We start from the raw sequence: 19,030 nt of genomic DNA, 5'->3' as shown, positions 1-19,030 counted from the left end.
AAAGATTTGAAAGATAAAAAATGTTAAATAAAGATTTTTTTTAATCTAAATACATTGCATACCTAAAATTAATGCGATACTTTTTGTAAGAAGCAACACAACGTTTTTAACTGTTTCTAAAGTTTTTATAAAACAGTCTTTGATTTGTTGTAAATGTTATAGAGACTTTTACATATTGCCTAAGCACGCTACTTATAAATATACTAGTATATTTTATAAAAAATAGTAGTATTTATACAAAATAATTGTAGTATAAATTACAAAAAATTGTAGTACTTTTTTAAATGCTATGCTTGTACAAACCAAAAAAACGCTTTGTAAGTTAAAAGTATCCTCTTTAACTTACCAAAATACTCTATCTACCATCATTTGTATGGCAAAACCAATTACTATGGATGACAGCACTAAAACCCAATCTCTTTTAGAGACTTTTAAGTGATTTTTAACTAAGGCACCTATAATTAAAATACCAACTACAATGATTATTTGGGCAACTTCTATACCTAAGGCAAATTCTATTAAAGGAAAAAGTTTACTTTCTTCTTTGCCAATCATCATTTTAAAATAATTAGAGAATCCTAAGCCGTGAATTAAGCCAAAAAATAAAGCAAAGATTAAATTGATATTGTCTTTTTTTGTTGATGTTTTATTTGAATTGAAGATGTTAACTGCCCCTGTTATAAAAATAGATAAAGGAATTAAAAATTCTATAACATCCATTCTAATATTTAAAACTTCATAGGCAGATAATGCCAATGTTAGTGAGTGCCCTAAGGTAAATAAGGTAACCAACCACAAGACTTTTTTTACTTCGTAAAAACTAAAAACGACGGCTAAAACGATTAAAAATAAAATATGATCATAGGCTGTAAAATCTAATACATGATTTAAACCCATTTTAAAATACAGAATAAAATCGTCCATTTAGTGCTTTTGTTTGTAAATTTCTCAAAGATATTAAATGGTTTTGAAGATAAAAATGGAATTGTGTAATTTTTAAGTTAAAAATTCATTGAATAACTTACAGATTATAACCAATAGTAAACAACAAAATTCTTGGTAAAATAAAGGTTTTGGTGTCCGAAATTAAAAAATCTGAAAAGCTATTGCTTTGTTTAAATTGAGTATTAAATAGATTTTGTGCAGTTATTTTATAGCTCCAGGCAGCATTTTCTGTTTTGTAGGATAAAGTGGCATTGGCAATTTCGTAGGTGTTTTTTTGATTCAACGTTTTATTTTGATAATTGCTTTTGGTATAATCGAAATTAAAAATAAAGTTTTCTAGAAAATTGTAATCAATATTGATAAATGGCTGAGTGGTTATGAATTTTGAAGTATTTGCACTTGCTGTAAAATTACCAATATCTTGCTTAAAACCAATTTCTATGGTTGGAAATTTATCAAACAGCGTTTCTATAGCAATTTCATAATCGTAATTTTTATTGGTATTGGTTTGTAAAGTGCTGTTTAATTCTTGTACGAATTGGGAATTGCTAAAACCAACATCAAACTTATACTTTAGTTTTTTTATGGATTTTTCTAAATGAATATTTCCTCGCCAATTTTCTGAAGGATTCTCAAACATTTTTACCGTTAAAAATTGATTGATGTCATTAAAATCAACCGTGTTTCTTACTCCACGTATTTGTTTATTATAATTTACACTCGCAAACAACATTAAACCTCTGTACAAACTAAATCTGCTGTAATAAATTCTTGCACTATGAAATAAGTTATTTTGCAAGTTTTCATTTCCGCGAAAAACCGAGTTATACGATTGCAAATAAAAACGATTGGCGAATTTACTGGCATCAGAAAATGAAGTTTTTAAGTTGTAATTTATGGTGATTTTTTTTGATTTATTAAACTCAATTTTGGCTAAAAAATCTGGCAAAACAACCCATTTACCAATTGCTATATTTGTGTTTTGATTGATGTTCCAATCGTATTTATGAGCATAGACACCTTGTTTTAGGGTAAAAATACCTGCTCTGAATTTGTAATGCATGCCCACAAAAAAATCATTCAAACTAAAATTTACATCGTTTCCAAATCCGCCATTGGCGAAATTATTTAGAGTATCATCGTCTAAACGTTGTGTGTCTTCCGTAAAAAAGTCTTCTTGTAAAAACTTGTTTCCTAAAGTTGTATAAATGTGATTGCTGTTGTTAATTTCCCAAAAGTGTTTAAAAACACCATCAAAATTATGTTCTTGGGTGTTTTTTAATTGATTGATGCGTAATATTGCTTGGTTATTATCAGCAGGAATTAAGCCTTGTAAAATTGGGTCTTGGGTTTCCCAAAAAGCCCTTTTATTACGTTTATCAAACTTATAATTGATGACTGACGAAAACGTGTGTTTGTCATTTTGTCTTTTATGCCATTCTATATTTTGGTTGATGTAGGTTGCTGTTAAACCTCTATCTGTTATTATGGTATTTGTGTTGTTGTTGATAATACTCGTAAGACTTTGATTATTGGTATTATTGGTTCTTTTTACCTGTGTTCTTGCATAGAATTTCGATTTGGAGTCTGGTGTGTATTCTAAATTCAAATTTCCAATACCTAAGAGATTGTCGAAATTGGTTTTTCTGGTTCTGTCTTCTGTAAAAGCACTATATTCATTCAAATTTTCCACCAAGCTAGTTGTTTCTGAGTTTGAGAAAATAGCATACCCAGAAACATCTAATTTAGAAGTAGCTACTTTTGTAATATTTAACGCACCGAATTTTTGTTGGCTTCTCAACACATCATTACTTTGCATAAATTGAGAAAAATCGCCTCTATTCCAATTAAAGTTTCCACTAAAAATGGCATTTACACCTCCAGAAAAACTTAAATAATCTCTGAACGTAAATGTCTTTTCGCCAATGTTATTCACATTACCAATAAAGTTCACATTAGTTTTTGGCGAATAATAAAATAAATTGGCACTGGTTTTGTAAAAATCTTCATTTCCTTTGCCAGCCTCAACATCACCAAAAACAAAACGTTTTTTATCTTCTTTTAGGTTGATGTTCATTGCCATTTCATCAGAATCGGATAAACCTTTTAGAAAAGAAACTTCATTATAATTATCGATAACCTCTACATTACCAACTGCATCTGCAGGAATGTTTTCTACAGCCAATTTAGAATTACCGCCAAAAAACTTTTTACCATCTACGAGCATTTTCGTTACTTTTTTACCTTGTACTGTAACTCCGCCATTTTTATCTACCTCAACTCCTGGTAGCTTTTTTAATACATTTTTTAGCTTTCGTTCTGAACCATCTATAAATTTACTGGTTTTATAGATTGTGGTGTCTCCTCTCACAGTTACTGGCATTTCTATAACAACCTCATCCAACTGTTCTGAAGATTGTTGTAATACAAAGTTTTTTTTGGTGTCTTTTAAAGCGATAAATTGATAATCTAAAGGTTTATAACCCAAATAAGAAATACTAATGGTTATGGTATCTCCTTTTTGTAATATTAGTTTGTAATAGCCTTCATTATCTGTTATAGCAAATTGTAAATTTTTAGATACATCTTTGGGTTTTGCAATTACGTTTGCATAAGGCATTGGTTTTTGAAGGCTGTCTTTTACGGTTCCTGATAAAGTTATTTTTTGACTATAAGAGGTAATTGCGAACAATAGAAAGAGTAAACACAATAGAGTTCTTTTCATAAATTTATTGTTTATTCTTTTCTAAACTGTTCTTCAGTGCTATTAATCTTTCTTTAAACTGTGCTTCTGAAATTCTTTTTCCCTTTGTTGGTTTTATTATTTCCATTTTTTCATTTGGGTTTAGAACAATTTTTGAAGCACTGAAAGTTCTACCACCTGCCATTTCTACCCTAATAACCAAACCAGGTAAGCCGTTAAAATCTAATGGCCCAAAACTGACAGGAATTTGCGGAGTAAACCAGACTATTGGTTTCATTTTTGTATTCGTAGATGCTATATCTATTGCCTTAAAGCATACATATTCTCCTATTTTTTTTGATTCTTGTGTTACTTTCCATTTCTTTTCCTTTTTTTCTATTAAAAGATGCTCTCTTTTGTATTCTTTTAAATATTCTTTTGTTCTTGTATTTTTATATACTTTATTATCACCTCCAGCTGATATTCTATTAATGTTTAGTGTCGATTTGCCACCTATCTCCATTTTTTGCTCTACGTAATAAATTGATTCGCCATTGGCAAACTCTAAATAAGTATTTACACTAGGTGTATTTTTAAACATATTTTTCACCCAATCATTCATTTTTTCATTCTTCGATTTTCTTGTTGACAATAACGAATCGATTTTCTTATCTGGAATTGGAGACATCGAAGCTACATAAGTAACTTTACCACTTAATTGTCGAGAAAAAGTAGTAATTGAAAAAAATATAGTAATCCAAAAGAAGATATGTTTCATAGCTGTTTTTATTGATGTATATTATTCAAGGTAAAAAATTCATTTTTTTGAATTAATTTCCAAAAAGACCTTTTTTCGCCTTATTTGTAAGTTTTTTGTATTCTTCAAATGAAATTCTCACACCATCACTAGGCCTTTCAATGGTAATTTTGGTTTTAGGATTTAATACTATTTTAGTTGCTTTAAAAATGATTCTGCCTACTTCTAATTCTAATATTAAACCAGGTAAACCATACTCCCCTTTAGGACCAAAACCAACAGGTATATCTGGGGTATACCAAGCTATTACTTTACCTTTACTTCGGGTTGCTTTATAAACTTTATAATTATTTATCTTCTTTGTTTCTTGCGTCAAATTCCATTCAAAATATTTATTATCATGAATAAAACAATCACCTAAAGACGCACAATCTTTAATCAAATATTCTTTATTCTTAGTGTCGTAAAAATAAATTTTTGTGCTACCACTTGCTATTTTTAAAGCTCTTTGTTGCAAATCTTTTTTATCAATTGATAATTTTTCATCTACCTTAAAAATTCCTTTGTTATCAGAAAATTTAAGTTTAGATGTTAAAGCTTTGGTATTTAGAAAAACCTTATCTAAAGTTTTCTGAACTCTTTTATTTTTTATATCATTTCTCTCTTCACTTAAATATTTTTTAAGTTGTTCACTGTTAATTTTAGACTCATAATGTACAATACCATATAGGTTATTTTGTGAATTTACAGTCATTGAAAATACAATGAAAGTATTTAACATAATTAAAAAGTTTCTCATATCTAAAAGTTTTAAAAGACTGACTAAAACTAGGTTTTAGTCAGTCATAAATATCATTTGAAATTAATTATTATCTAGGACAATCTCTTGCATCCATGCAAGACTCATAAAAAAGACCATACCACTCCATTAATTCACCATCAGCGCTTCTATCCTCTGTATCTGAAGAAAAAGCCAAAGCACCGGCTCTAGAATCTGCAACACAATCTCCAGCACAGCTAAAATCGTCTTTTGTCTCTATATTTGTTCCTTTTGTAGTTTTAACTTTTTCACTATCCAAGGGTTTAGCATTCATAAAACTAACTCCTAATGATAAAACAAAAACTAAACTAAAATTACTTTTTTCATTTTTTCTAATTTTTAAAATGATTTATAAATATATTTTGATGTATTTAATTGATTGAACAAGTTTAAATAACACCTAAAACTTGTAGAAAAAATAGTACTTTTGCAACACTTCTTCTGCTTGTTATTTGTTTATTTACATAGGCAATGGTTTTAAGTGATACATTTATTTGGTAATTTTTATATTTCTTATTTCCGCAAGCGGAGGTTTTTAATTTCTTCTACGACGACGATAATACATCTCTTTTACAATAGAATCGTATTTTTTAAGGGTTACTTTTTCTCCTTGAGATGGTTTTTTAATAACAATTTTATTTTTTGGTTTCAATGTTATTTTAGAAGCTTTTATTAGTAGATTATCTTCTTGTAGTTCTAAAATTAATCCAGGTAAACTATTATAATCTTTTGGCCCAAAATTATAAGGTAGTTCATTAGTGTACCAAGCAATAACATTTCTTTCCATTTTACCATTACGCCCTTCTACGAACTTAGATGTTGTTGCTTTATAGCATATATATTGACCTATTTTCTTTTTTTCTTGAGTTAATTTCCATTTAAAAGAAGGCAGAAATATTAAAAAATCTTGACCTGAATAAAATTTGTGATTAATAATCTCATTTAAATTTTTGTTAATATAAAAAATACCTCTACCCATTTTCCTTTCTGCAAAACTTAGTCTATCTTTTTCTAAATTTATAGTTTTATACTTTTCGAAGTAAGATTCTTCTCTATTGAAAACTAGTCTATACTTCACTTTAGACTGATCTCTATAGATAGCTTTTAATGTCTCTTTCTGTGATTTAGTAATAGTATCATTTTCTAATTTTTTTTTAAAGTCTATTGGTATAATTTCTGCTTCATAAATTACTTCCCCACTTTGTGAAAAAGAGGAAAAGGTTATAAGAATATAGATGCAGAATTTTAAAAATTTCATATTTTAGAAAAGTTTTAAGTAAAAGGGGAATTACTCCCCTTTAGAAATTATTTTTTATTTAGGCTTCCAAACATAAGACCATTAAATAATTATAGTCATCTTCTTCTTCTTCAAAGCTATTGTTATTCCATATTGCAAGTAAACCTGCTAACTCACTAGCAGCCTCATGACACCCTTCAATATCTGGTTCGCTTTTATTTTTATCTATGGCAATTGTAAGACTACTAAATGATAAAACAAACACTAAACTTAAAATTACTTTTTTCATTTTTTCTAATTTTTAAAATGATTTATAAAATATAATTTGATGTATTTAATTGGTTGAACAAGTTTAAATAACACCTAAAAACTTGTAGAAAAAATGGTACTTTTGCAACACTTCTTCCGCTTGTATTTGTTTATTTACATAGGCAATGGTTTTAAGTGATACATTTATTTGGTAATTTTTATATTTCTTATTTCCGCAAGCGGAGGTTTTTCAGTAGGCAGTAGGCAAACTAAACAATAGCTTTTGTTTAATTTTAACTTCAAAATTATTTATTTTCATACCTCAATTTTTCTTTTTCATAGCAATTTCTTTTGTTCAAATTTCAGTATTTGTTTTTATTAAAAAAAATAAATCCATTTCCATTTTGGCATCCCCATAAATGGGGAGAGCGCTATCTCCCTATAAATAGGGAAGCCAATTTGGAAAGTGAAAAAGTTTAAAAATTAGAAATAAATAAATTTTTAATACTAATTATTTTTTTTTCAACTATGATTTCTGAGAAACTATATAAGTTACTTTACCACTTAATTGTTGCGTAAAACGATTGTTGAAAAAAATAAAAGAATACAAAATAGGGTGAATTTCATAGTGTTTTTGTTGATTGTTTGTACTTTTAGAACGAAAATAATTTATGGGAGTTTCAATTATTAAAAGTTATTTTAGGTCTCCAATATAATATTCAGAAAACATAGTAATTTGTGCACTAGTTTTTCATAAATCTACCATATTTTTCTTTTACTTTTTTATTGACTAAATTATCATATTCTTTTTGTGTAATTTCTATACCATTTTTAAAAGGACCAATTTTGTTTTCGACACTTTTACTTATTACTATTTCCTTTGCTTGCAAAATGGTTTTACCATTATCCAACTCCAATATTAAACCAGGTAAACCAAAATAACTTGATGGTCCAAAAAAACTGGTTAATTCAGGACAAAACCACGCTATAATCTGAAATTCAAATTTTCCTTTTGGATTTATTATAACTTCTTTTGAAGTTGCTTTATAAGATTTAAAATTACGAATGAATTTAAATTCATTCGTAATTTCCCACTTTCTAATATTCAATTTAATTTTAAAATCCTCACCTCCAAAATGTTTTTTATTGTAAAATATAGAGTCTCTTTTATTAACATAAAAGTCCCCTTTTGTCCCTCCAATACTCCCTGCTAATCTTTGAAAACTTCTATTCTCACCATCTATATTCATCATTTTCAATTCAAATAAAGAATGATAATCCTCAATTTTAAGTATGTATTCAACATTTTTTAAGTTTTTTTCTAAGAGATATCTTAACTTTTTTGTGTTATTATTATTGAGTTTTGGATCATCAGAATTAAGTATCGGCTTTATTTTTTTCAGATATTTAACTTTGATAAAGTTATTTTCCTGAGATCTTATAAAATCTATCTTTAATAAAAAAAGTAATAAAAACAGCGGCAATAAAAAACGAATCATAAGGTAGACTATTAAAAATTATATTTATTATTGTTCTGCTCCTAAAGCATTACTTAATACTGTGATGGCGTCACAAACAAGCTCCCAAGTATCTGCTATGTTGGCAGAATCTTCTACGCTATATCCTTCTCTTAAAGCCGCACGAAAAACTAACACTGCTCCTTGAAAACAGGTATCACTTGCTAAAACATCAGGAGTTAAGATAGTATAATTTTCAACTTTTGTTTCAATAATTTTATGATTATCAAAACTATCATTGGAAGCATAATTCACTGAAAATGTCGCTAGAAGGGTTAATAATAATATTACTTTTTTCATTTTTTCTAATTTTTAAAATGATTTATAAAATTTATTTGGTGTATTTAAATGATTCAACAAGTTTAAATAACACCTAAAAACTTGTAGAAAAAATGGTACTTTTGCAACACTTCTTCTGCTTGTTATTTGTTTATTTACATAGGCAATGGTTTTAAGTGATACATTTATTTACAAGATTTTTATGTTTCTTATTTCCGCAAGCGGAGGTTTTTCAATAGGCAGTAGGCAGTAGGCAGTAGGCAGTAGGCAGTAGGCAGTAGGCAGTAGGCAAAACTAAAACTAGCTATAGCTACAGTTACTAATTTACTTAATTTATTTTTTTTAAAGAGGCAATGTTTCTTTTTCATAGCAATTTGTTTTGTTCAAAATTGAGAAAGAATAATGGTTTAAAAAAATAAATCCGTTTCCATTTTGGCATCCCCATAAATGGGGGGAGCGCTATCTCCCTATAAATGGGGATGCCAAAATGGAAAGTGAAAAAGTAAATTTTTTACTTTATTTTTGAGTAAATTTTATTCTAAATGAGAGAAAAAGAGAGAGAAAAAGAGAGAGAAAAAGAGAGAGAAAAAGAGAGAGAAAAAGAGAGAGAAAAAGAGAAAATTGAAAAGAAAACAAAAGTAGTTTTACAGAGAATTGTAAAAAGAAGAAAAGAATTAGGGATAAGTCAAGCAGACCTATCTATGATGCTCAATATAGGTTTTAGCGGTTATTTTAAGGTAGAAACAGGTAAAACAAAATTAGATACTTACAGATTGTTTGAGATTTTAGAAAAATTAGAAATTTCTGCAGAAGATTTTTTTAAAGGAATGAAATAAAATCAAATAAAAAAACAAACCCAATACTATTAAGTATTGGGTTTGTTTTTTTTATAATATATTACTCTAATTTAAGAAATCAATTTAAAAAGAAATTAGTTTTCTTTCACAAAAAGATTACTTCGCTGTCGCTCGCAATGACGTTTATAACTAAACTGATGCCTTCATCAACTCTCTGTTCATTCTTGCAATGTTGTCTAAAGAAATTCCTTTAGGACATTCTACCTCACAAGCTCCAGTATTGGTACAGTTTCCAAAGCCTTCTATATCCATTTGTGCCACCATATTTTGTACACGATCTGCAGCTTCTACTTGTCCTTGTGGTAATAAAGCATATTGAGATACTTTTGCACCTACAAATAACATTGCAGAACTGTTCTTACAGGTTGCTACACAAGCACCACAACCAATACAAGTTGCAGCATCCATTGCTGTATCTGCTGCTTCTTTAGCAATAGGAATTGAATTTGCATCTTGTGTGTTTCCTGAAGTGTTTACAGAAATATAACCACCTGCGTGCTGAATTCTATCAAAAGCAGAGCGATCTACAACTAAATCTTTAATTACAGGAAATGCTGCTGCTCTAAATGGTTCTATAGTAATGGTATCACCATCATTAAACATACGCATGTGTAATTGACATGTGGTAATGCCTCTATCTGGGCCATGAGCTTCACCATTTATATACATAGAACACATACCACAAATACCTTCTCTACAATCGTGATCAAATGCTACTGGCTCTTCACCTTTAGCAACTAAACCTTCATTCAAAACATCTATCATCTCTAAAAAAGACATGTGCTCTGAAATTTCAGTTACTTTATAATCTACCATTTGACCCTTTGATTTTGAGTCTTTCTGTCTCCAAATTTTAAGTGTTAAATTCATATTTCTTAGTTTTTGGTTTTTGGTTGTTTGTTGTTAGCTTTTGTTTCCAGAAACCAACAACCATCAACCATCAACTATATTATTTATAACTTCTTTCTTTAACTTCTATATTTTCATACTCTAAAGCTTCTTTGTGTAACACAGCATCTTTAGGTTCTCCTTTATACTCCCAAGCAGAAACAAATTGGAATTCTTTTAAACGTTTTGCTTCTCCTTCTGGAGTTTGATATTCTTCTCTAAAGTGTCCTCCAGCAGATTCTTCTCTTACTAAAGCATCTTTTGCAAATAATTCTCCTAATTCTAAGAAATCTGCAACTCTACCTGCCTTTGCTAATTCTTCATTGTATTCGTTAGCTCCACCTGGTACAGATACGTTTTTCCAGAAATCTTTTCTAAGCGCAGAAATTTCTTCGATAGCTTCTTTTAAACCTTTTTCATTTCTAGACATTCCACATTTATCCCACATAATTTTACCCAATTTTTTGTGGTAATAGTCTACAGAGTGTGTTCCTTTATTATTTACAAAAAAGTTGATGCTGTCTTTTACAGCTTTTTCAGCTTCATCAAATTCTGGTGTATCTGTTGGTATTTTTCCTGTTCTAATATCATCAGCTAAATAGTCTCCAATAGTATATGGCAACACAAAATACCCATCTGCTAAACCTTGCATTAATGCAGAAGCACCTAATCTATTTGCACCATGATCTGAGAAATTAGCTTCACCAATACAATAGCATCCAGGAATGGTTGTCATCAAATTATAATCTACCCAAACACCACCCATAGTGTAATGCACTGCAGGATAAATCATCATAGGAGTTTCATAAGGATTTTCATCAACTATTTTCTCGTACATTTGAAATAAGTTACCATATTTCGCTTTAACGATTTCTCTACCTAAATCTATAATTTGTTCTTTAGAAGGATTTTTTATCCCTTTTACCTTTGCTTGTTCAGCTCCATATCTTTCAAATGATGCTGCAAAATCTAAATACACAGCTTCACCTGTTGCATTTACACCATAACCAGCATCACAACGTTCTTTTGCTGCTCTAGAGGCTACGTCTCTTGGTACTAAGTTACCAAATGCAGGATAACGTCTTTCTAAATAGTAATCTCTATCTTCTTCTTTTAAATCAGTAGGTTTTAATTTACCTGCTCTAATGGCTTCTACATCTTTTAAATGCTTAGGCACCCAAATACGACCATCGTTACGTAAAGATTCAGACATCAATGTTAATTTTGATTGATAATCTCCAGAACGTGGAATACAAGTTGGGTGAATTTGAGTGTAGCAAGGATTTGCAAAATACGCTCCTTTTTTATGAATTTTCCATCCTGCAGTTACGTTAGAACCCATTGCATTGGTTGATAAGAAATATACATTTCCATAACCACCAGAAGCAATAACTACAGCATGTGCTGAGTGACGTTCAATTTCTCCTGTTACTAAATTACGTGCAATAATTCCTCTTGCTTTTCCATCAACAATTACAACATCTAACATTTCGTGTCTGTTAAACATTTCTATTTTACCACGTGCTATTTGTCTGTTCATTGCAGAATATGCACCTAGTAATAATTGTTGGCCTGTTTGCCCTTTTGCATAAAAAGTTCTAGAAACTAAAACTCCACCAAAAGAACGGTTATCTAACAAACCACCATAATCACGTGCAAAAGGTACACCTTGTGCCACACATTGGTCTATAATATTTGCAGAAACCTCTGCTAATCTATATACGTTTGCTTCACGAGATCTATAATCGCCACCTTTTACAGTATCGTAAAATAATCTGTACGTAGAATCTCCATCTCCTTGATAGTTTTTTGCTGCATTAATACCTCCTTGAGCTGCAATTGAATGCGCTCTACGTGGCGAATCTTGGTAAGCAAATGCTTTTACGTTATATCCTAATTCTGCTAATGTTGCAGAAGCAGAACCTCCTGCTAAACCTGTACCTACAACAATAACATCTATATGACGTTTGTTGGCTGGGTTTACCAAGTTAATTTCGTTTTTATAATCTGTCCATTTATCTTTAAGTGGACCTTTTGGTACTCTTGAATTTAAAGCCATAGTTTTTTAAGATTAATGGTTAAGATGATGAAATAATGCAATAAAAATAAAGCCTAAAGGAACAATTATTGAATATGCAATTCCTACTTTTTCTAATTTTTTTCTCAAAGAAGCTGCCCCAACTGATTGGAATGCGGAAGTGAATCCGTGTGCTAAATGCAAGCCTAAGAAAACAAAGGCCAATATGTAAGCTCCAACTCTTAACGGACTTACAAATTTGTGCACCAATTCTTCGTGGTAACGCAAACCTTCAATACCTTCCATAGTACCAGACCAATCACCTTGAATAAATTTTGTATTGATTTCTGGAAACCAAAAATCGATAAAATGTAAAAGAATAAATGCTAAAATGGTTAAACCACTCCAAATCATATTTCTACTAAACCAAGTAGAGTTTGCAGCTCCGTTATTTTTAGCATAACCTGTTCCGTTTGCTTTTTTGTTTTGCAATTCTAAGATAAAACCCATTACAAAATGAAACACTACAGCAAATATTAAAACTGGCTGCAAAGCAAATTGTACAACTGGGTTTGTACCCATAAAATGTGATACTTCGTTAAATAAGTCTGGGCTAAACACAGACATGATATTAATTGTTAAATGCTGTAATAAAAAGAACATCAGAAAAAATGCTGAGAGTGCCATTGACACTTTTCTCCCTATTGAAGATTTGAAAAATCCGCTCATTGTTTTTTGGTTAAAATTTTGGTAACAAATTTACGGCGAAAAGCATCTACAAACAAACATTTAAAATTCTTTTATACTTATTTAGAATAATTATAAAATTGCTGCGCCATAATCGTTCTTTTTTTATTTTTAAATGATAAAAATCAGTACTTAAACAACTTTTTTTACACTTTATTTTATGAATTTAAATTTCATTAGAAGCAACCAAACATTTGTTGTTTTTCCACTTTCCTAATAATTTTTGTAGAGAGATTTTAGCTCCATTACAAGTTAAAAAATTGCCTTTTTTATCTTTTTTAATGATTTTTAACTTACCCGATTTTACAGCATTTATAACTCTAAAAATTAAACCATTTTTAGAGATTTTACTTCCTTTTTTGATTAATTTTAAACCTTGTTCATTGTTCCATAAATCCATTTTTGATGAAATTTCATCTGGCAATACCCCATCTTCTAGCTTCTTTTTTTTAAAAGTAATATAATTCTCTTTTTCGTGGGCTTTACCTAAGGTTCTTGCAGCAGATTTCCCTAATTCTTGATGCAATCTTGCCATCCAAAAAGCATGTCTAAAAGCATCAACTTGACCTCCTGATCCATCACCATCTAATACATTTGTTTTTTGAATGGAATCTGAAATTCGTTTTGCCTCTAAAGAAATTTTAAGGGCTTTTTTAGCTTTTAAGGGATGTAATAACACCCATTTTTTTGCTGGACCAGACAATCTAAAAAAGTTTTTATGGTTAGATTGCCCGAATGAAACCATAAAGCTCATAAACAACATACAACACAAAAACCTCATTTTAGTTTTTAAAGTATTTTTTAGGAATATCTTTTCCATCATCGTTACTCATTGTCCAAATCATATTGGCTATCCACCATCTATTATTAGAATAAATTAATTGGTAGCTATTTACGCCATACCCTTTAACTCCATCAGAATCCTCGCCATAAAAACTTTCGATAACCTGTGCAATTCCATTATACTCTTCAATGATTTGACCTTGATTAACCTCAAAATAACCCTGAGAATAATATTCATCGGTTAAACTTTCTAAGAAATCATTCAAGTTCATGGTTTCGTGTATTTGTTTTTCATTCTCTTTACCAACAACCGTAAAATGGGCTGTTGGCAAAAAGAGTTTTCTAAAAGCAGCAGTATCAATTTTTTGGCCTTTTTTAACACTCACCAATTGTTGTGTTTTATTGGTGATTTTTTTTATGCTTTGATATACTCCTTTAGATTGAGTATTTGCTTGAAGCGCAAAACATAACATTAAAAATAAAAATAATTTTTTCATTTATTTTATCTCGAACTTGTTTTTATCGTCGCCAATTTTAATAGTATACTTTCCTTTTGGTAAATAAAACACACCATTTTGTGCTTTACTAATTTTTGGTTTTTTAGACCTCTTTTTGTATTCTTTCAATCCTTTTTTAGAAAATGAAAGATCATAAACCATTTCATTATAACCCTTATCTGCATTAATGGTTATCGAATTCAGCTCCATATCTTCTTTAAAAATGTGTGCAGTTACCTCTTTATTTGCATTTGTATAAAAAGGAATGGTTATTTTTGGCTCGTAAGCAGCTCTCCACTGACTCCAAGAACGCCCCCAATTTCTACTTTTTCTAATATCATCAATAGAAAAAATATGTATTGACTTTGCTAAAACTTTGGGAGTCATTTTTTGTAGTGGTGCAATATCTGCTTTGTATAAACTTCGGCCATGTGTAGCTACAATTAGGTGTTTTGCTTTGGGTTGAACTACCAAATCGTGTACTGCAACATCTGGTAAATTCTTTTCAAAAACTTGCCAAGAAGTTCCTTTATCGAAAGAAATATACATGCCATTATCAGTACCTACATATAATATGTTTTCGTTTTTAGGATCTTCTTTAATTACGTTTACAGCAGCTGTAGGAATAGACTCTCCAATATTTTTCCAAGTTTGTCCATAATCATCAGACATATAAACATAAGGTGTAAAATCGTCGAATCTGTAACCATTTAATGTTGCGTAAACTCTTTCTTTTTTGTGAGCTGATGCAATAACTCTAGACACCCATAAATTTTGTGGCAAATTGTTCGAAATTCTAGACCAAGAACCTCCACCGTTTTTTGTAAGGTTGATGTAACCATCATCAGAACCTACGTATATCAGTCCAAATTGAAAAGGGCTTTCTGAAATTGTAGTTAATGTTCCGTATGCAACGTTTCCTTTTTTGCCTCCAGTTGTTAAATCGCCAGAAATGGTTTCCCAATCATCACCTTGATTTAAAGATCTGTGTAATTTATTACCTCCTAAATATAAAATATCTTGATTGTGTTTTGATAATAAAATAGGAGTTTGCCAATTGAAACGATAAGGAGTTTCGCCTAAAGTATGTTTTGGTTGTATGTATTTGCTTTTACCTGTTTCTCTATTAATTCTGTAATAGTTTCCAAACTGATATCCTGTGTATACAATATTCGGATTTCTGTCATCAACTTGCACTTGCATTCCATCTCCTCCCATAATTGACTCATATGGATTTTGACCAGATGCTTGCCATTCTTTATTTATTCTTGCATTGTTATTTGCAACCCAAACCCCATTATCTTGCAAACCACCATACACTTTATAGTTTTTTTGATTATCTGCATATACCGAATAAAATTGCCCCACTGCAGGATCGTTTAATTTAATCCAATTTTCACCATCATCATAAGAAAGGTTTAAACCACCATCATTACCATTTAGAATATGACCCGATTTTTTAGGATTTACCCACAAAGCTTGGTGATCTGAATGTACATTTTCTCTACTGATAGATGTAAACGTTTTTCCACCATCTTTAGATTTTATAATTGGGACACCTAAAACGTAAATTCCGTTTTCGTCTTGTAAATCTACTCTTATTTCACCAAAATAATAACCATAAGAACTGTAAACACCATTTAAAAAATCTTTGTGTGTTTTTTTCCAAGTTTTACCTCCATTCTTAGTTTTATACACCTCTGCACCTATTACTTGAGTATCAAACAACATTGAATTGGCATCTTCTAAATAGCTTGCCAAATCAATAGGTTGTACAGAGCCAACTCTAACCATTTGTTTTACATTTTCTGCCCTGTACTTTTCTTGAAATCCGTTATTTTTTAAATAGGCATTCAATTTTTTGTTAGATATTTTTAAAAAATCGTCTTTAGATATTGTTTTAAAATCGTCTTTGGTCAATTCTTCAGAAGCTTTTTTATCTGCATCTTTTGGCCTTCTAAACTGACTGTCGTGCAAAGCATACACTGTATTTGCGTTAAAAACAGCCAAACCAATTCTACCTACACCATCACCTACAGGAAAACCACTTTTATCAGAAATTTTTGACCAAGTATTCCCTGCATCTGTACTTTTATAAATTGCAGAATTTTTTCCATCACCATCAAAATTCCAAGCTTTACGCTCTCTTTCCCAAGAAGCAGCATACATCACTTTAAAATTTTCTGGCGCAAAAGCAACGTCTATAATTCCTGTATCATTATTAATAAATAAAGGATTAGACCATGTTTTACCACCATCTGTGGTTTTAAAAATTCCTCTTTCTTTGTTTGATGAATATAAATGCCCAATAACACCTACAATAACCTCATCTGGATTATTTGGGTTGATAAGAATTCTACTAATATGATGAGAATCTAACAAACCAACATTTGTCCAAGTTTTGCCTTTATCCGTAGATTTTAACATCCCAATACCAGCATAACTAGACCTTGATGAATTTTTTTCTCCAGTACCCACCCAAATTGTACCTGAGTTCCAATCTACAGCAATATCACCAATGTTTTGTGTTGGTGAATTGTCTAGCACTGGTGTAAAAGTAGTTCCATTATTATTGGTGTACCACAAACCACCAGAAGCATATCCTACATAAAACTCAGTAGGATTATTTGGGTTTACAGCAACGTCTGCAACTCGCCCACTCATCACTGTAGGTCCGATATTTGTAAAATTGATGTTTTTTACTAGAGATGTTTTTTCAAGTTGTGCTTTATCATTTAAACCTTTTTGAATTGTAGAAGATTTTGTAGGGTTAGTTTGACTAAAAACAAATGATGTAAAAACAGCAAAGGTATAGAAGATAATTTTTTTCATAAATGAGTAAATATGTAAATTGATGTTATTTAAAAAAATTGATTTTTTTTACTAAAATATTAGTTTTAAAAGACTTCCTTTCGTTTTTATTGTTAATTTTACTAAATTGTACAAAATTAATCACTTAAATTCTATAAAATGAACATTTTATATACATTAATTATTGGGGCAATTTGCGGTTATATTGCAGACGTTTTGATGAGAGACAACGGTTTTGGCCTAATTGTAAATATTATAATTGGTATTGCTGGTAGTTTTGTTGGCGATTGGCTTTATGGGCAATTAGGCATAAAAATAAATGTAAACCCTTACTGGTTAGAAGACATTATAGTTGGCGCAACTGGTGCCATTGTAATTTTATTTTTAGTGGGTGTTTTAAGAGGGTCGCGTTCTAGAAGAAGGTAAAAATCTAAAAAAAATTGCAGATAAAAAAGATGCCATTTATAGCATCTTTTTTTATTTACAGCAAATAACAACACGAAAGCAAAAGAATCCACCTACATTTGCACTTTATTAGAAATGATGAAAAAATTGTTTCTTAAATACCATTTATGACATTTAAATCTCTAGGCTTATCAGATGCCTTTACTAAAGCAGTAGAAGAAAAAGGGTATACAAAACCTTCTCCTATTCAGCAAAAAGCAATACCACATATTTTACAAGGAAAAGATGTTTTGGCATCCGCCCAAACAGGAACAGGAAAAACAGCAGGATTTACTTTGCCTGTTTTACAATATTTATCAGAAACCAAACATCCAAAATACAGACCTTTACGTGCTTTGGTTTTAACACCTACAAGAGAATTAGCTGCACAAGTTTACGATAATGTAAGAGAATACAGTAAATACGTAAACATAAAATCTGCAGTTGTTTTTGGCGGAGTTAAACCAGCATCGCAAATTGCTACACTAAAAAGAGGTGTAGATATTTTAGTAGCAACACCAGGAAGGTTACTCGATTTACACGATCAAAAAGCAGTATCTTTTAAAAGAATTGATGTTTTAGTTTTAGACGAAGCTGATAGAATGTTGGATATGGGTTTTGTAAGAGACATCAACAAGATTATAAGTTTTATGCCAGAAGAACGTCAGAATTTACTGTTTTCTGCTACTTTTTCTCAGGATATAAAAAAGCTTGCCAATGGCATTTTAAAAAACCCTGTTGAGGTAGAAACTGCACCACAAAATTCTACTGCAAAAAAAGTAACACACAGTGTTTTTAAGGTTGATAAAAAAAGAAAGACAGAATTTACGATTCAATTAATTAAAGAGAACAATTGGAGTCAGGTTTTAATCTTTACAAGAACCAAACATGGAGCCAATAAATTGACTCAAAATTTGATAAAATCTAAAATTTCGGCTGCTGCAATTCATGGAAATAAAAGTCAAGGTGCTAGAACAAAAGCCTTAAGAGATTTTAAAGATAATTCCATCAAAGTTTTAGTAGCTACAGATATTGCTGCTCGTGGTTTAGATATTCCTTTATTGCCTCATGTTATTAATTATGAGCTGCCAAATGTGCCAGAAGATTATGTACACAGAATTGGTAGAACAGGGAGAGCTGGTGCAAAAGGAGAAGCTATTTCTTTGGTTTGTAGTGAAGAAGTAGAGTATCAAAGAGAAATAGAAAAGGTTTTAAACGAAAAATTGAAAACCTCGATAGTCGAAGGTTTTGAGCCACAAGATACTGCTCCACCAAAAAGAGCAGCTACACAGAGTAAAAAGTCTTTTGGAAAGAAAAAGAAACCTTCTGGCTCGAATAAAAATAAGGATGCTGAAACAGGTTCAGCACAGAGAAGAAAACCTCATTTTAAAGGGAATACATCAAAAAATAAATTTCAAGGCAGAAGAAATAACAATTCAAATCAGAAAAATTAGTGTCTTTTGAAAAAAAATAAAACTCCTATTCACATTAAGTCAATA

18 protein-coding genes are annotated in these 19,030 nt (G+C 30.3%); 3 read left to right on the top strand and 15 right to left on the bottom strand.

Going from position 1 to position 19,030, the window contains the following annotated elements:
• Positions 1–342: 342 nt before the first annotated feature.
• The 9 genes from ACW9UN_RS14100 to ACW9UN_RS14060 all read right to left on the bottom strand — a co-directional run bounded on the left by ACW9UN_RS14100 (position 343) and on the right by ACW9UN_RS14060 (position 8,508).
• Positions 343–924 carry a HupE/UreJ family protein gene (locus ACW9UN_RS14100; protein WP_459486950.1) on the bottom strand — a complete coding sequence of 194 codons (582 nt, stop codon included), beginning with the start codon at positions 922–924 and terminating at the stop codon, positions 343–345.
• Between the two features lie 97 nt (positions 925–1,021).
• A complete protein-coding gene (locus ACW9UN_RS14095; RefSeq protein ID WP_459486949.1) occupies positions 1,022–3,670 on the bottom strand; it encodes a carboxypeptidase-like regulatory domain-containing protein in 2,649 nt (882 codons plus the stop codon).
• 4 nt (positions 3,671–3,674) lie between these two features.
• Positions 3,675–4,406: a GLPGLI family protein gene (locus ACW9UN_RS14090; RefSeq protein ID WP_459486948.1), complete on the bottom strand. Its 732-nt coding sequence runs from the start codon at positions 4,404–4,406 to the stop codon at positions 3,675–3,677.
• A 52-nt stretch (positions 4,407–4,458) separates the two neighbouring features.
• Complete coding sequence (locus ACW9UN_RS14085; RefSeq protein ID WP_459486947.1) at positions 4,459–5,184, bottom strand: GLPGLI family protein; 726 nt, start codon at positions 5,182–5,184, stop codon at positions 4,459–4,461.
• Between the two features lie 70 nt (positions 5,185–5,254).
• The gene (locus ACW9UN_RS14080) at positions 5,255–5,479 is read right to left on the bottom strand and encodes a hypothetical protein (protein WP_459486946.1); all 225 of its coding nucleotides are present in this window, start codon (positions 5,477–5,479) and stop codon (positions 5,255–5,257) included.
• A gap of 261 nt (positions 5,480–5,740) precedes the next feature.
• Positions 5,741–6,463 carry a GLPGLI family protein gene (locus tag ACW9UN_RS14075; RefSeq protein ID WP_459486945.1) on the bottom strand — a complete coding sequence of 241 codons (723 nt, stop codon included), beginning with the start codon at positions 6,461–6,463 and terminating at the stop codon, positions 5,741–5,743.
• Between the two features lie 58 nt (positions 6,464–6,521).
• On the bottom strand, positions 6,522–6,731 hold the full coding sequence (locus tag ACW9UN_RS14070) for a hypothetical protein (protein ID WP_459486944.1): 210 nt from the start codon (positions 6,729–6,731) through the stop codon (positions 6,522–6,524).
• Between the two features lie 703 nt (positions 6,732–7,434).
• Positions 7,435–8,190: a GLPGLI family protein gene (locus ACW9UN_RS14065; protein ID WP_459486943.1), complete on the bottom strand. Its 756-nt coding sequence runs from the start codon at positions 8,188–8,190 to the stop codon at positions 7,435–7,437.
• Positions 8,191–8,217: 27 nt separating this feature from the next.
• A complete protein-coding gene (locus ACW9UN_RS14060; RefSeq protein ID WP_459486941.1) occupies positions 8,218–8,508 on the bottom strand; it encodes a hypothetical protein in 291 nt (96 codons plus the stop codon).
• Between the two features lie 521 nt (positions 8,509–9,029).
• Between ACW9UN_RS14060 and ACW9UN_RS14055 the strand changes: the two genes are divergently transcribed.
• Positions 9,030–9,323 carry a helix-turn-helix domain-containing protein gene (locus ACW9UN_RS14055; protein WP_459486940.1) on the top strand — a complete coding sequence of 98 codons (294 nt, stop codon included), beginning with the start codon at positions 9,030–9,032 and terminating at the stop codon, positions 9,321–9,323.
• Positions 9,324–9,473: 150 nt separating this feature from the next.
• Here ACW9UN_RS14055 and ACW9UN_RS14050 read toward each other — a convergent pair whose 3' ends face one another.
• From ACW9UN_RS14050 to ACW9UN_RS14025, 6 genes are all read right to left on the bottom strand, one after another.
• Positions 9,474–10,214 carry a succinate dehydrogenase/fumarate reductase iron-sulfur subunit gene (locus ACW9UN_RS14050; protein ID WP_459486938.1) on the bottom strand — a complete coding sequence of 247 codons (741 nt, stop codon included), beginning with the start codon at positions 10,212–10,214 and terminating at the stop codon, positions 9,474–9,476.
• Positions 10,215–10,293: 79 nt separating this feature from the next.
• On the bottom strand, positions 10,294–12,291 hold the full coding sequence (locus tag ACW9UN_RS14045; RefSeq protein ID WP_459486937.1) for a fumarate reductase/succinate dehydrogenase flavoprotein subunit: 1,998 nt from the start codon (positions 12,289–12,291) through the stop codon (positions 10,294–10,296).
• A gap of 12 nt (positions 12,292–12,303) precedes the next feature.
• On the bottom strand, positions 12,304–12,978 hold the full coding sequence (locus ACW9UN_RS14040; RefSeq protein WP_459486935.1) for a succinate dehydrogenase cytochrome b subunit: 675 nt from the start codon (positions 12,976–12,978) through the stop codon (positions 12,304–12,306).
• Between the two features lie 184 nt (positions 12,979–13,162).
• A complete protein-coding gene (locus ACW9UN_RS14035) occupies positions 13,163–13,750 on the bottom strand; it encodes a DUF6973 domain-containing protein (RefSeq protein ID WP_459486934.1) in 588 nt (195 codons plus the stop codon).
• A 28-nt stretch (positions 13,751–13,778) separates the two neighbouring features.
• The gene (locus tag ACW9UN_RS14030; protein ID WP_459486933.1) at positions 13,779–14,276 is read right to left on the bottom strand and encodes a hypothetical protein; all 498 of its coding nucleotides are present in this window, start codon (positions 14,274–14,276) and stop codon (positions 13,779–13,781) included.
• Positions 14,277–17,108: a WD40/YVTN/BNR-like repeat-containing protein gene (locus ACW9UN_RS14025; RefSeq protein ID WP_459486932.1), complete on the bottom strand. Its 2,832-nt coding sequence runs from the start codon at positions 17,106–17,108 to the stop codon at positions 14,277–14,279.
• Between the two features lie 138 nt (positions 17,109–17,246).
• Between ACW9UN_RS14025 and ACW9UN_RS14020 the strand changes: the two genes are divergently transcribed.
• Positions 17,247–17,513, top strand: coding sequence for a GlsB/YeaQ/YmgE family stress response membrane protein (locus ACW9UN_RS14020; RefSeq protein WP_459486931.1), 267 nt, complete (start codon positions 17,247–17,249; stop codon positions 17,511–17,513).
• A 146-nt stretch (positions 17,514–17,659) separates the two neighbouring features.
• Positions 17,660–18,985 (top strand): DEAD/DEAH box helicase, encoded by a 1,326-nt coding sequence (locus tag ACW9UN_RS14015; protein ID WP_459486930.1) that lies wholly within the window; start codon positions 17,660–17,662, stop codon positions 18,983–18,985.
• Positions 18,986–19,030 lie beyond the last annotated feature (45 nt).

The sequence above is a fragment of the Polaribacter litoreus genome (genome assembly GCF_054584775.1).
The sequence above is the reverse complement of the archived record's forward strand: the minus strand, read 5'-3'. Positions and strand labels throughout refer to the sequence as shown.

Excerpts from the sequence above, each read along its gene's own strand:
- ACW9UN_RS14095 (WP_459486949.1), bottom strand. The coding sequence starts at position 3,670 with ATGAAAAGAACTCTATTGTGTTTACTCTTTCTATTGTTCGCAATTACC.
- ACW9UN_RS14080 (WP_459486946.1), bottom strand. The coding sequence starts at position 5,479 with ATGAATGCTAAACCCTTGGATAGTGAAAAAGTTAAAACTACAAAAGGA.
- ACW9UN_RS14065 (WP_459486943.1), bottom strand. The coding sequence starts at position 8,190 with ATGATTCGTTTTTTATTGCCGCTGTTTTTATTACTTTTTTTATTAAAG.
- ACW9UN_RS14060 (WP_459486941.1), bottom strand. The coding sequence starts at position 8,508 with ATGAAAAAAGTAATATTATTATTAACCCTTCTAGCGACATTTTCAGTG.
- ACW9UN_RS14020 (WP_459486931.1), top strand. The coding sequence starts at position 17,247 with ATGAACATTTTATATACATTAATTATTGGGGCAATTTGCGGTTATATT.
- ACW9UN_RS14085 (WP_459486947.1), bottom strand. The coding sequence starts at position 5,184 with ATGAGAAACTTTTTAATTATGTTAAATACTTTCATTGTATTTTCAATG.
- ACW9UN_RS14030 (WP_459486933.1), bottom strand. The coding sequence starts at position 14,276 with ATGAAAAAATTATTTTTATTTTTAATGTTATGTTTTGCGCTTCAAGCA.
- ACW9UN_RS14035 (WP_459486934.1), bottom strand. The coding sequence starts at position 13,750 with ATGAGCTTTATGGTTTCATTCGGGCAATCTAACCATAAAAACTTTTTT.
- ACW9UN_RS14040 (WP_459486935.1), bottom strand. The coding sequence starts at position 12,978 with ATGAGCGGATTTTTCAAATCTTCAATAGGGAGAAAAGTGTCAATGGCA.
- ACW9UN_RS14055 (WP_459486940.1), top strand. The coding sequence starts at position 9,030 with ATGAGAGAAAAAGAGAGAGAAAAAGAGAGAGAAAAAGAGAGAGAAAAA.
- ACW9UN_RS14050 (WP_459486938.1), bottom strand. The coding sequence starts at position 10,214 with ATGAATTTAACACTTAAAATTTGGAGACAGAAAGACTCAAAATCAAAG.
- ACW9UN_RS14070 (WP_459486944.1), bottom strand. The coding sequence starts at position 6,731 with ATGAAAAAAGTAATTTTAAGTTTAGTGTTTGTTTTATCATTTAGTAGT.
- ACW9UN_RS14045 (WP_459486937.1), bottom strand. The coding sequence starts at position 12,291 with ATGGCTTTAAATTCAAGAGTACCAAAAGGTCCACTTAAAGATAAATGG.
- ACW9UN_RS14090 (WP_459486948.1), bottom strand. The coding sequence starts at position 4,406 with ATGAAACATATCTTCTTTTGGATTACTATATTTTTTTCAATTACTACT.
- ACW9UN_RS14015 (WP_459486930.1), top strand. The coding sequence starts at position 17,660 with ATGACATTTAAATCTCTAGGCTTATCAGATGCCTTTACTAAAGCAGTA.
- ACW9UN_RS14025 (WP_459486932.1), bottom strand. The coding sequence starts at position 17,108 with ATGAAAAAAATTATCTTCTATACCTTTGCTGTTTTTACATCATTTGTT.
- ACW9UN_RS14100 (WP_459486950.1), bottom strand. The coding sequence starts at position 924 with ATGGACGATTTTATTCTGTATTTTAAAATGGGTTTAAATCATGTATTA.
- ACW9UN_RS14075 (WP_459486945.1), bottom strand. The coding sequence starts at position 6,463 with ATGAAATTTTTAAAATTCTGCATCTATATTCTTATAACCTTTTCCTCT.